Source organism: Micrococcus lylae NBRC 15355, assembly GCF_001570885.1.
Classification (GTDB): domain Bacteria; phylum Actinomycetota; class Actinomycetes; order Actinomycetales; family Micrococcaceae; genus Micrococcus; species Micrococcus lylae.
The window spans coordinates 1-12438 of sequence record NZ_BCSN01000006.1 but is presented as its reverse complement, the minus strand read 5'-3'; the positions used below and the strand labels follow the sequence as shown (position 1 = coordinate 12438).

The window sequence follows — 12438 nt, the reverse complement described above, 5'->3', positions numbered from 1 at the left end:
CGGTCCGCATCCGCCTCCGCGCGCGGCGCACACACGGAAGGGGCCCGGAATCCGTGGCGGATTCCGGGCCCCTTCACGCGTTCGGGCGGCCGGGGCGTCAGCCCTTGACCGTGCGCAGGTCGTGGCCGGTGTAGACCTGGCGCGGACGGCCGATCTTGGTGGCCGGATCCTCGATCATCTCCCGCCACTGGGCGATCCAGCCGGGCAGGCGGCCGAGGGCGAACAGGACGGTGAACATCTTCTCCGGGAAACCCATCGCCTTGTAGATGACACCGGTGTAGAAGTCCACGTTCGGGTAGAGCTTGCGCTCCACGAAGTAGTCGTCCGCGAGGGCCTTCTCCTCGAGGCGCTGGGCGATCTCGAGCAGCTCGTCGTTGCCGCCGACCTTGGAGAGGATGTCGGTGGCGGTCTTCTTGATGATCTTGGCGCGCGGGTCGTAGTTCTTGTACACGCGATGGCCGAAGCCCATCAGCCGGACGCCGTCCTCCTTGTTCTTCACCTTCTCCATGAAGTCCTCGGGCTTGATGCCCTCGGCCTGGATGGAGCGGAGCATGTTCAGGACGGCCTCGTTGGCGCCGCCGTGCAGCGGACCGTAGAGGGCGTTGATGCCGGCGGAGACCGAGGCGAACATGTTCGCGTGGGCCGTGCCCACCAGGCGCACGGTGGAGGTGGAGCAGTTCTGCTCGTGGTCCGCGTGCAGCATGAGCAGCAGGTCCAGGGCCTTGACCATGTCCGGGTCGATCTCGTACTCCTCGGCGGGGACGCCGAAGCAGAGCCGCAGGAAGTTCTCGACGTAGTTGAGGTCGTTGTGCGGGTACATCATCGGCTGGCCCAGCGACTTCTTGAAGGCGTAGGAGGCCAGCACCGGCAGCTTCGCGAGCAGGCGCACGGTGGAGATGTGCACCTGGTCCTCGTCGAACGGGTCCAGGGAGTCCGCGTAGAAGGTGGAGAGCGCGGAGACGGCGGAGGAGAGCACCGGCATCGGGTGGGCGTCGCGCGGGAAGCCGGCGAAGAAGGACTTGAGGTCCTCGTGCACCATGTTGTGGCGCAGGATGTTGGTCTCCCAGGACTCGGACTGCTCGGCGGTCGGCAGCTCTCCGTTGATGAGCAGGTAGGCCACGTCCATGAAGGTCGAGTTCTCGGCCAGGTCCTCGATGGCGTAGCCGCGGTAGCGCAGGATGCCCTCGTCGCCGTCGATGAAGGTGATGGCGGACTTGGTGTTCGCCGTGTTCATGAAGCCCGGGTCGTAGGTGACCTTGCCGGTCTCCTTCAGCAGCGGAGCGATGCTCAACGCTTCGGTGCCGACAGTGGACTCCTCGACGGGCAGGTCGAGCGTCTTCTCGCCGACGGTGAGTCGAGCGGAGGCGTTCTCAGTCACGGTGCACTTCCTCATCTTCAGTGGTGACGCCTGCACGAAGGCGTCGGGATGCTCGCCGACACGGATGCCGACCGCCTCCTAACCTACCAAGTCAGCCACGGGCGGCGGAATCCAGCCGCCGGGCGGCCTCGTCCACGGCCGCGCACGGCGCGGTGAGCGCCACACGCACGTAGCCGTTACCGGCCTCGCCGTAGAAGACGCCCGGACCGGCCACGATGCCCAGGTCCGCCAGCTCGCCCAGCAGCGCCCAGGAGTCGTCCGCGGTGGCCACAGCCGGGTCCACGTCGGACCGACGGGTCCACAGGTACAGGCCGGCCTGAGAGGAGTCGACGGTGTACCCGGCACCGCGCAGCGCCGGCAGCAGAACCTCCCGACGACGGCGGTAGCGGGCCTTCTGCTCCTCGACGTGGGCGTCGTCGCCGAGCGCCACGGCCATGGCGTGCTGGACCGGTCCCGGCACGATCATGCCCGCGTGCTTGCGGGTGTTCACGAGCGTGGCGATCAGCTGCGGGTCGCCGACGGCGAACGCCGCGCGGTAGCCGGCCAGGTTCGACTGCTTGGACAGCGAATAGACGCTGAGCAGGCCGGTCGGCTCGCCGCCGGAGACGGCCGGGTCCAGCAGGCAGGGCACCTGCTGACCGGTGCCGCCGTGCTCGGCGTCGTCCCAGCGGTCCCAGCCGAGCTCGGCGTAGCACTCGTCCGCGCACACGATCGCACCGAGGGCGCGGCCCTGGTCCGCGATCCGCTTCAGCGCGGGCACGTCCAGCACCGCACCGGTCGGGTTGGCCGGCGAGTTGGTCCAGACCAGCTTCACCCGGGAGCGCACGGACTCGTCCAGCTCGTCCAGGTCGTCGGCGGCCACGGCCTCGGCCCCGCAGAGCAGGGCGCCGATGTCATAGGTCGGATAGGCCACCGACGGGCGGACGACCACGTCCCCGGCGCCCAGTCCCAGCAGCGTCGGCAGCCAGGCGATGAACTCCTTCGAGCCCACCGTGGGCAGCACGGCCTGTGGGTCCAGGCCCTCCACGCCGCGGCGCCGGGCATACCAGGCGACGATCGCCTCGCGCACCTCGGCGGTGCCGTGGGTCGTCGGGTAGCCGTGCGCGTCCGACGCGGCGGTGAGCGCCTCCCGGATCAGCTCCGGCGCGGGGTCCACCGGGGTGCCGATCGACAGGTCCACGGTGCCGCCGGGGTGCTGCGCGGCGCGCTCACGGTACGGGGTGAGCGTGTCCCACGGGTAGTCCGGGAGGGTGCGCATACGCTCAGGCGTCCTGGTTCTGCGGGGGCAGGGCGGCGATGATCGGGTGGTCCTTCGGGATCAGGCCCATCTTGGCTGCGCCGCCCGGCGAGCCCAGGTCGTCGAAGAACTCGACGTTCGCCTTGTAGTACTCGGCCCACTCCTGGGGCGTGTCGTCCTCGTAGTAGATGGCCTCCACCGGGCAGACCGGCTCGCAGGCACCGCAGTCCACGCACTCGTCCGGGTGGATGTACAGGGAGCGCTCGCCCTCGTAGATGCAGTCCACGGGGCACTCCTCGATGCACGCCTTGTCCTTGACGTCCACGCACGGCAGGGCAATCACATAGGTCATGGCCGACCCTTCACCTTTCCTTCAGGCACGGTCTTGTCTCTCGGCGTCCCAGCCTACTCTGCGACCGGCACGGCACGCGGTCTGCGACGGTGCTCCCGGCCGGCCACGACCAGCACGGACACCACCACGAGCGGCAGGCCCAGCAGCCACAGCCCGGAGGCGAGCATCGCCCCCGGCAACACCTCGAGCAGGCGGGCATGCCAGGGCAGGCCGAGGTCGTCGTGTCCGGGCAGCAGCTGCAGCGCCCACGCCGCGGTGAACGCGACGGCACCCAGCAGACCCCCGGCCACCGGCCAGGCGACCCGGCGGCTCCACCACAGCTGGGTGGAACCGACCAAGACGAGGGCGAGCGCGGCGCCCCACGGCAGCGTCCAGGTGCCGGTCGGGGCCCACAGCTGCAGATGCAGCACGGTCCCCAGCAGACCCACGCCCACGCCCAGGGCGACGGCCCCTACCAGGGCGCCGGTCCGTCGTCGGGAGGCCGGCCGCCGGGAGACGGACGGGCGCACAGATGCCGGACTCATGCGTCCGGGTCAGGCACGGGCACGGGCGCGTGCGGCCTTGAGACGGTCGTTGGCGTCCAGGATCACCTTGCGGAGGCGGATGTGCTCCGGGGTGATCTCCACGCACTCGTCCTCGCGGGCGAACTCCAGGGACTCCTCCAGGGTGAGGAGGGTCGGCGGGGTCAGGCCCTCGAAGGAGTCGGCGGTGGCCGAGCGCATGTTGGTGAGCTTCTTCTCCTTGGTGATGTTCACGTCCATGTCCTCCGCACGCGAGTTCTCCCCCACGATCATGCCCTCGTACACCTCGGAGCCGGGCTTGATGAAGAAGGTGCCCCGCTCCTGCAGGTTGATCATGGCGAACGGCGTGGCCGAGCCGGCGCGGTCCGCCACCAGGGAGCCGTTGGTGCGGTACTCGATCTCCCCCGCCCACGGCTCGTAGCCGGCCGCATAGGAGGAGGCGATGCCCGCGCCGCGGGTCTCGGTGAGGAAGCGGGTGCGGAAGCCGATCAGGCCACGGGCCGGCACCAGGAACTCCATGCGGATCCAGCCGGTGCCGTTGTTGGACATCTCCTGCATGCGGCCCTTGCGGGCGGCCATCAGCTGGGTGACGGCGCCCATGAACTCCTCGGGGATGTCGATGGTCATGTGCTCCATCGGCTCGTGGACCTTGCCGTCCACGGTCCGGGTGACCACCTGCGGCTTGCCCACGGTCAGCTCGAAGCCCTCACGGCGCATCTGCTCCACCAGGATGGCCAGGGCGAGCTCGCCGCGGCCCTGGACCTCCCAGGCGTCCGGACGCTCGGTCGGCAGGACCTTCAGGGACACGTTGCCGATGAGCTCCTTGTCCAGGCGGTCCTTCACCTGGCGCGCGGTGACCTTGGCGCCCTTGACGCGGCCGGCCAGCGGGGAGGTGTTGATGCCGACGGTCATGGAGATCGCCGGGTCGTCCACGGTGATCAGCGGCAGCGGCTTCGGGTTCTCCACGTCCGTGAGGGTCTCGCCGATCATGATGTCCTCGATGCCGGCGACGGCCACGATCTCCCCCGGACCGGCCTGCTCGGCGGGCACACGCTCCAGGCCCTTGGTGGCCAGCAGCTCGGTGATCTTCACGGTCTTGGTGGTGCCGTCCTGCCGGGCCCACGCCACCTGCTGGCCCTTCTTCAGGGTGCCGTTGAAGATGCGCAGCAGCGCCAGGCGGCCGAGGAACGGGGAGGCGTCCAGGTTGGTGACGTGCGCCTGCAGGACCTCGCCGTCGTCGTAGGTCGGGGCCGGGACGCGTTCCATGATGACGTTGAACAGCGGCTCGAGGTCCTCAGACTCCGGCAGGGAGCCGTCGGCCGGCTGCTCGAGGGAGGCACGGCCGGCCTTGCCGGAGGCGTAGACCACCGGCACGTCCAGCACGGCGTCCAGGTCCAGGTCCTCGACCTCCTCGGCCAGGTCCGAGGCCAGGCCCAGCAGCAGGTCCATGGAGTCGGAGACCACGCCGTCGATGCGGGCGTCCGGGCGGTCGGTCTTGTTCACCACCAGCACCACGGGGAGCTTGGCGGCCAGGGCCTTGCGGAGGACGAAGCGGGTCTGCGGCAGCGGGCCCTCGGAGGCGTCCACCAGCAGCACGACGCCGTCCACCATGGACAGGCCGCGCTCCACCTCGCCGCCGAAGTCGGCGTGGCCCGGGGTGTCGATGACGTTGATGGTCACGGTCTGGCCCTCCGGTGCTGACGGACCGGAGTAGAACACGGTGGTGTTCTTGGCCAGGATCGTGATGCCCTTCTCCTTCTCCAGGTCACCGGAGTCCATGACGCGCTCCTGGACCTCGCCGTGCGTGGAGAAGGCGCCCGTCTGGCGCAGCATCGCGTCCACCATCGTGGTCTTGCCGTGGTCCACGTGGGCCACAATGGCCACATTGCGCAGGTCGGTGCGGGCGGTCGGATTCGAGGTCATGAAGGTCCTGTCCGGGAGGGTGGAGGAATGCTCGGGGAACACGCCGACGGCGGCCCCCGTGAGATTGTACGCGCGTGGGGCCGCCGTCGTGGTCGGGCGGTGCGGAACGTCACCGCTCGGTGAGGCCCCCGCAGAGACGGCGACGACGGCCGGGCGGGTGCCCGACCGTCGTCGCCTGCCGCTGTGGTGCGGCCCGCTGTGGTGCGGCGTCAGGGGATCCGATGTGGATCAGTAGGCGTGTTCGCCGAAGGAGGCGAGCAGCTCACGGCGCGCCTGGCGGCGCTCGGCCTGCTCGTCCGGGTCCGGCACCGGGGCCGCGGCCAGCAGACGCTGGGTGTACTCGGCCTGCGGGTTGTGCAGCACGTCGTCCGTGAGGCCCTTCTCGACCTCGCGGCCGTCCTTGAGCACGAGCACCTTGTGCGCCAGCATGTCCACCACCGCGAGGTCGTGCGAGACGAACAGGCAGGCGAACTCGTAGCGGGACTGCAGATCGGCGAACATGTCCAGCACGGCGGCCTGGACGGACACGTCGAGGGCCGAGGTCGGCTCGTCCGCGATGAGGACGTCCGGGTCCAGGGTCAGCGCGCGGGCGATCGAGATGCGCTGGCGCTGACCGCCGGAGAGCTCATGCGGGTACCGGTTCACCACGGAGCGCGGCAGCTTCACGGCGTCGAGCAGCTCGTAGGCCCGCTCGAGGCGTGCCTTCCTGTCCCCCACGCCGTGGACCACCATCGGCTCGGTGATGACGTCGCCGATCGGGAAGCGGGGATCCAGCGAGGCCGCCGGATCCTGGAACACCACGCCGATGCGCTTGCGCAGGGCACGCTGCTCCTTGACCGGCATGGAGGCCAGTTCCTGGCCGTAGATCTTCAGCGAGCCCGAGGCCACCGGCAGCAGGCCGAGGACCGAGCGGGCGATGGTGGACTTGCCGGAGCCCGACTCGCCCACCAGGCCCATGATCTCGCCGGGCGCCACGGAGAAGGACACGTCATGGACCACGCGGTTCTTCTTGCCGCGGTGGTCGTACTCCAGGCACAGGCCCTCCGCCTCGATCGCGTACTTCGCCTTGGTCTGGGTCGCGGTCACGGTCTCCGGCTCGGCCACCTCGAAGGAGGTGCCCAGGCGCGGGACGGCGGAGAGCAGGCGCTGGGTGTAGGGGTGCTGCGGGTGCTGCATCACCTGGTGCACCGGACCGGACTCCACCAGCTCGCCGTGCAGCATCACGCAGACGCGGTCGGCCATGTCCGCCACCACGCCCATGTTGTGCGTGATCAGCAGGATGCCGGTGTTCATCTTGTTCTTCAGCGACCGCAGCAGCTCGAGGATCTCGGCCTGCACGGTCACGTCGAGCGCGGTGGTCGGCTCGTCCGCGATGATCGCCTTCGGCGAGCAGCTGATGGCCATCGCGATGACGATGCGCTGGCGCTGGCCGCCGGAGAACTGGTGTGGGTACTGCTTCAGGCGGTTGTGGGCGTCCGGGATGCCCACCATGGTGAGCAGCTCGACGGCCATCTTGTCCGCCTCGGTGCCGTAGGCCAGGCCGTGCAGCTGGATGGACTCGGTCAGCTGGTCGCCGACCGTGAGCACCGGGTTCAGCGCGGTCATCGGCTCCTGGAACACCATGGCGATGTCCTTGCCGCGGACGCTGCGCAGCTTGGCGGGGCTCATGCTGAGCACTTCCTCGCCGGCGAGCTTCACCGAGCCGGTGATGTCCGCGTTGCCCGGCAGCAGGCCCATGGCGGTGGAGCTGGTCACGGACTTGCCGGAGCCGGACTCGCCCACCAGGGCGACGACCTCGCCGGGCTTCACGTCGAACGTGACGCCCTTGACGGCGTGGACCTGGCCGAACTCGGTGTCGAACTTGACGTCGACGTCCGTGAAGGACAGGACCGGCTGGCCGCCGAGGTTGTCGTGGCGCTTCACGATGCCCATGGCCGTGGTGGTCGGGCCGGCGACGGGGCCGCCCCCGCCCTGCGGGGCGTCGGCAGCGGTCGAGCCGGTCGGGGTGCCCTGGGCGGATGCGCCCTGCGCCGCCGCGGCGGCGTCGTTCTTCTTCTTTCCGAACATGGAATGCACTTCCTTCTCAGCTCGTGTCACTGACCACGCGGGGTGCCGGGATGGCCGCGGTCGGTGTTCTTGTCCACACGGGCGATCGGCCCCTCGGCGGACGCGGGGGCGTCGTTGGGGCCCTCACCGGCGGTCGTCGTGGCCGTGGGCTTGACGTCCGTGGCCACAGCACCGCCGGAGGCGGTGGCGGCAGCGGCCGGCGTGGTGGAGGCGGTGGCCTCGTCCAGGGCCTTCTTGCGGCCGGAGAAGCCAAGGAAGCCCTTCTTCTTGCGGGCACCGCCGCCCTGACGCGGGTCGAAGGCGTCACGGAGGCCGTCGCCGAGGAAGTTCACGGACAGGGCGATCGCCAGGATCAGCATGCCGGGCCACCAGAACAGCCAGGGGCGCGTGGTGAACGCGTTCTGGTACTGGGAGATCAGCAGGCCGAGCGAGGACTCCGGCGGCTGGACGCCGAAGCCCAGGAAGGACAGGGAGGTCTCCAGGAGCACCGCGCCGGCGATCGCGAAGGTCGCGTTCACCACGATCACGCCGATGGTGTTCGGCAGCAGGTGCTTGAAGATGACGCGGCCGGGCTTGGCGCCCATGGCCACGGCGGCGGAGACGAACTCCTTCTCCCGCAGCGAGAGGACCTCACCGCGGACCAGGCGGGCCAGGGAGGTCCAGGACACCAGGCCCAGGACGATGGCCAGCGGGATGATGCCGCCCGGCAGATTGTTGGACATCTTGCCGAGCACGGCGGCCAGCACGAGCAGCGGGATCACGATGATCAGGTCCGTCAGGCGCATCAGCAGCGAGTCCACCCAGCCGCGGAAGTAGCCGGAGAGGGCGCCGACCAGCGCACCGATGGCGGTGGACACCAGGCCCACGATCACGGCGATGATCAGCGACTGCTGGGTGCCGCGCATCACGAGGGCGAACCAGTCCTTGCCGGACGAGTCCTGGCCGAACGGGTGCTCGCCCCAGCGCAGGCCCTCCCCGCCCAGGAACTCCGGCACGACCGACAGGGTCGGCTTGCCGCCGTTGATCACGTTGCCGGCGGCCAGGTAGGACTTGTCCCACCAGCCCGGGATCGGGCCGAAGCCGATCGAGGTGAAGGCGAACACGGTGATCACGATCAGCACGACGGTGGAGATCATCGCCGCGCGGTGCTTGAAGAAGCGCTTCCGGACCAGCTGGCCCTGGGAGAAGGACTTCCCCGTCTTCTGACGGAGCTTGGCGTCCTCGGCCTCGGCGAGGTCGAACGCCTTCTGCGCCTCTGTGGGCGCGGTGGTGTTGTTCTGCGTCATCGCGATCACACTCGAATCCGGGGGTCGAGGATGGCGTACAGGACGTCCGCCACGAGGTTCATGAGCACGGCGGCGGTGCCGGTGACCAGGAAGAAGGCCATGACCGGGGCCGGGTCCACCTGGTCCAGGCCGGTGGCGAACAGCTCACCCATGCCCTTCCAGCCGAACACGCGCTCGGTGATCACGGCGCCGCCGATCAGGCCCGCGAAGTCGAAGGCCATGATGGTGGTGATCGGGATCAGCGAGTTGCGGAAGGCGTGCTTCAGGATCACCTGGCGCTCACCCAGGCCCTTGGCCCGGGCGGTGCGGATGTAGTCCTGACGCGAGACCTCCAGCATGGAGGAGCGGGTGTAGCGGGAGTAGGTGGCCACGGAGACGATGGTCAGCAGCACGGTCGGCAGCAGCAGCTGGGTGCCCTTGTCCATGAACTCCACCCAGAAGTGGGCGTCCATGCCGGGGGTCTCGGAGCCGATGGTGGCGACCGGACGCGGCTTGGCACGCAGCAGAGCGGGCCAGTAGTTCGTCATGTGCTCCATGACGATGAACACGCCCATGACCACGGCGGTGATCGCGGAGGCGGTTGCGGCGGTGCCCTTGGAGAAGCCGCCCATGAGGCGGCCGATCAGGATGCCGACCAGGACGGCGATGATGCCCAGCCCCAGCAGGAGCAGCCAGGACGGGTTGTTCATCAGCAGGCCGTAGGTGGCGTAGTAGCTGACCATGCCCACGGCGACGGTCACCAGCGCGGAGTAGAGCACCTTGCGGTTCTTCAGGCCGGCGATCAGGGCGGTCAACGCGACGGCGGCGGCGAGGCCGATGGCCAGCTGGACCAGCGGGCCCATGACCGGGCGGCGCCAGAAGTCCAGGGCGTGCAGGGTCGGGAAGATCACCAGGATGAAGCCGGCGACCACCGCGAAGGTGAGAAGACGGCGCTTGGCGTTCCCTGCCATCGCGGCCTGCACGACCAGACCGGCCAGGAGCGCCCCGATGATGATGTATGTCCAGTTCAGCGTGGGGTCGGCGATCCAGTTGTTGTAGCCGATGGCCATGTACTCCTTCAGGAGCACGGCGGCCCAGAAGACCGGCAGGGAGAAGAACAGGAAGATCAGCAGCGTCACGGCGTAGTCGAGGCCGGAGTACTGGCGGATCGCCGTGATGATGCCGACCGCGATGCCGATGATGATCGCGAGCACGGTGGCGAGGACCACGAGGCGGAGGGTGGACGAGGCCGCATTGGCCAGCAGATCGTTGACCTGCTGACCGCCGCGGTTGGTGCCGAGGTCGCAGGCGCCCCTGAGGCAGCCGGCGACGCCGCGCAGCCAGATGAAGTAGCGCGAGTACCAGGGCTCGTCCAGGTTCATGTAGTTGATGCGCGCCTGCATCAGCTGCTCGCGGTTCTCGCTCTGCGACTCGCGCAGGTCCTTGAGGGGGTCGCCCGAGTTCACGACGAGGACGAAGAGGAGGATCGATGCGCCGAACAGCACGAGGAACGAGCTGCCGAGGCGCTTGAGGATGAATTTCAGCACAACAGGGGGTGACCTTCCGTGCTCAGCGATGGGTGGGGAGGCCCGCGTTCAGCGGGTTCACGGGGAAGGGCCCGACCGCGGGGCGGTCGGGCCCTTCACACCGTGAGTGTCAAGGTGTCACAGCACACTACACGGTGAGAGCCGTGACACCTGCAATCAGGGGGTCCTCACTGGACGCGGACCCACTGCTCGACGTTCCACAGGGCACCGGACTGGGTCGCGGTGTCGCGGACGTTGGCGAGGTCAGCGGCCTGGCCGAGGATGCCCGGGTGGGCGAACAGCGGGATGGCCTGGTAGTCCTCCCACAGGAGCTTCTCGATCTCCTTGACCTGCTCCAGCTGCACCTTCTCGTCCAGCGAGCCGGCCAGCTTGTCCCAAGCGGCGTCGACGTCCGGGTTGGAGTACTGCATGTCGTTCTGGGCACCGGTCGAGTGGTAGATGTTGCGACCGGAGGCCTTCTGGCCGGAGCCGGCCCAGGCGAACAGGGCGACGTCGAAGTCGCCGGCCGGCAGCACCTCGGTGAAGAAGTTCGCGTTGCCGGCGTCGACGATCTCGAAGCCCGCCTCGTCACAGGAGGACTTGATCATGGAGACGATCTCGGTGCGGCGCGGGTTCGGCGAGTTGTAGCCGATGCGGACCTTCGGCTTGGACTCGCCGGACTTCTCGACCAGCTCCTTGGCCTTGTCGATGTTCGGCTCGTCCATCTCCTTCGGGTAGGCGGCCTCGACGACCTCGTCGTAGTTCTCCTGGAACGGGAACACCTCGCGGAGGTTCATGACCTCGGCGTCCTCGTTGATCGGCTTGATGAGGTTGTCCACGATCTGCTGACGGGGCACGCAGAGGGCGAACGCCTCGCGCAGCTCGGCGGAGTCGGCGAAGACCGAGCCCTCGCCGCGGTTGAAGTCGAGGTGCTCCCAGGTGAGCTGGTCGCCGGTCTGCACGACGACCTGGTCGCCCAGGCCCTCGAGCTGCTGCAGGGTGTCCACGGTGGCCTGCGGCTCGATGACGTCGAGCTCCTTGTTCTGGAGCGCCTGCACGTGGGTGTCGGCCGCGGCGAAGCGGATGACGAGCTCCTTGGTGGCCGGCTTCTCGCCCCAGTAGTCCTCGTTGACCTCGAGGGTGATGAACTGGCCGGCGGTCCAGCCGCCCTGCTTCAGCTTGTAGGGGCCCATGGACGGGATGAGGTCCTCGTCCTCCGGCAGCTCGCCCGGCTTGAAGTCCCAGCCGTCGTTCCAGAACTCGGCGGCCGGCTTCAGGGCCTTGGCGTCCTTCTCCTCGATGGCCTTGGCCAGGTCCTCGGTGGACATGCCGGCCTCGCGGGCCACGACGTGGGCCGGGAGCGCGGTGGAGACCATGATCTCCCAGTCGGCGTACGGCTCGTTGTAGGTGACGGTGAACTCCTTGCCGGCAGGGTCGCCCTCCGGCATGTCGTCCACGTAGTCGCCCATGGAGGAGGAGACGGAGTCGAAGAGCTGACCGTCGTCCTCGTTCTTGATGTTGCCGTTGTCCGCGGCCCACTGGAGCTGGAAGTCCAGGGCGGTGACGTCGGTGCCGTCGGACCACTTCGCGTCGTCCGCGATGGTGTACTTCACCTGCAGCGGCTCGTCGGAGACCTTCTCGTAGGTGCCGAAGGTCTCGTCGCGGATGATCTCGCCGTCGGTGCCGAAGTAGAAGAAGCCGGAGAACAGGCGGTCCACCACGGCGGAGTTGTAGGTGCTGTAGGTGTTCGACTGCACACCGTTGTAGGAGGAGAACTCGTCCTCGCCCACGGAGTACGCCACGGAGCCGTCCTTGGGCTCGACCTCGCCCAGGTCGGCCTTGCCGGAGTCGCTCGGCTCGACGGTGTACTTCTCACCGTTCTCGCCGGTGAAGACCTCCTGGCCGCCGCCGTTCTCGCCGGAGCCGTTGCCGTCGCCGTTCTCGTCGGCCGGGCCGGCCGGGGCGCAGGCGGAGAGGAACAGAGCGGAACCTGCGGCGAGAGCCGCAGCCGCAGAGAGCTTGGTGTACTTCATGGAAGTCACTCCAATCATCAAAGGTGCGAAGTGCATCTCAGTGGGGTGAGATCCTTCGGGCTGACCCCGGCTGATCTCGGTGGACGAATCACTGCGAGAGCGAACCCCCTCAGGTTCCACTCCGTGAGATGGACCA

9 protein-coding genes are annotated in these 12438 nt (G+C 68.7%); all 9 read right to left on the bottom strand.

Going from position 1 to position 12438, the window contains the following annotated elements; all coding sequences use genetic code 11:
- Nucleotides 1–97: 97 nt before the first annotated feature.
- Nucleotides 98–1378, bottom strand: coding sequence for a citrate synthase (locus MLY01S_RS02545; protein WP_067189008.1), 1281 nt, complete (start codon nucleotides 1376–1378; stop codon nucleotides 98–100).
- A gap of 91 nt (nucleotides 1379–1469) precedes the next feature.
- Complete coding sequence (gene dapC / locus MLY01S_RS02540; protein WP_067189006.1) at nucleotides 1470–2636, bottom strand: succinyldiaminopimelate transaminase; 1167 nt, start codon at nucleotides 2634–2636, stop codon at nucleotides 1470–1472.
- A 4-nt stretch (nucleotides 2637–2640) separates the two neighbouring features.
- The gene (fdxA, locus tag MLY01S_RS02535) at nucleotides 2641–2967 is read right to left on the bottom strand and encodes a ferredoxin (protein WP_067189004.1); all 327 of its coding nucleotides are present in this window, start codon (nucleotides 2965–2967) and stop codon (nucleotides 2641–2643) included.
- A gap of 53 nt (nucleotides 2968–3020) precedes the next feature.
- Nucleotides 3021–3491 (bottom strand): hypothetical protein, encoded by a 471-nt coding sequence (locus tag MLY01S_RS02530; RefSeq protein ID WP_127913484.1) that lies wholly within the window; start codon nucleotides 3489–3491, stop codon nucleotides 3021–3023.
- Nucleotides 3492–3500: 9 nt separating this feature from the next.
- Nucleotides 3501–5411 (bottom strand): translational GTPase TypA, encoded by a 1911-nt coding sequence (gene typA, locus MLY01S_RS02525; RefSeq protein WP_067189000.1) that lies wholly within the window; start codon nucleotides 5409–5411, stop codon nucleotides 3501–3503.
- Between the two features lie 228 nt (nucleotides 5412–5639).
- Nucleotides 5640–7343: an ABC transporter ATP-binding protein gene (locus MLY01S_RS02520; RefSeq protein WP_369804939.1), complete on the bottom strand. Its 1704-nt coding sequence runs from the start codon at nucleotides 7341–7343 to the stop codon at nucleotides 5640–5642.
- Nucleotides 7344–7504: 161 nt separating this feature from the next.
- Entirely contained in the window at nucleotides 7505–8764 is a 1260-nt protein-coding gene (locus MLY01S_RS02515; protein ID WP_082739553.1) for an ABC transporter permease, read from the bottom strand.
- A gap of 5 nt (nucleotides 8765–8769) precedes the next feature.
- Nucleotides 8770–10290 (bottom strand): ABC transporter permease, encoded by a 1521-nt coding sequence (locus MLY01S_RS02510; protein WP_067188996.1) that lies wholly within the window; start codon nucleotides 10288–10290, stop codon nucleotides 8770–8772.
- A gap of 167 nt (nucleotides 10291–10457) precedes the next feature.
- The gene (locus tag MLY01S_RS02505) at nucleotides 10458–12302 is read right to left on the bottom strand and encodes an ABC transporter family substrate-binding protein (RefSeq protein WP_067188994.1); all 1845 of its coding nucleotides are present in this window, start codon (nucleotides 12300–12302) and stop codon (nucleotides 10458–10460) included.
- Between the last annotated feature and the right edge of the window lie 136 nt (nucleotides 12303–12438).

What these genes read in the sequence shown, in the direction of transcription:
- MLY01S_RS02505 (WP_067188994.1), bottom strand. Translation starts at nt 12,302, where the DNA reads ATGAAGTACACCAAGCTCTCTGCGGCTGCGGCTCTCGCCGCAGGTTCC.
- MLY01S_RS02520 (WP_369804939.1), bottom strand. Translation starts at nt 7,343, where the DNA reads ATGGGCATCGTGAAGCGCCACGACAACCTCGGCGGCCAGCCGGTCCTG.
- typA (WP_067189000.1), bottom strand. Translation starts at nt 5,411, where the DNA reads ATGACCTCGAATCCGACCGCCCGCACCGACCTGCGCAATGTGGCCATT.
- MLY01S_RS02515 (WP_082739553.1), bottom strand. Translation starts at nt 8,764, where the DNA reads ATGACGCAGAACAACACCACCGCGCCCACAGAGGCGCAGAAGGCGTTC.
- MLY01S_RS02530 (WP_127913484.1), bottom strand. Translation starts at nt 3,491, where the DNA reads ATGAGTCCGGCATCTGTGCGCCCGTCCGTCTCCCGGCGGCCGGCCTCC.
- dapC (WP_067189006.1), bottom strand. Translation starts at nt 2,636, where the DNA reads ATGCGCACCCTCCCGGACTACCCGTGGGACACGCTCACCCCGTACCGT.
- fdxA (WP_067189004.1), bottom strand. Translation starts at nt 2,967, where the DNA reads ATGACCTATGTGATTGCCCTGCCGTGCGTGGACGTCAAGGACAAGGCG.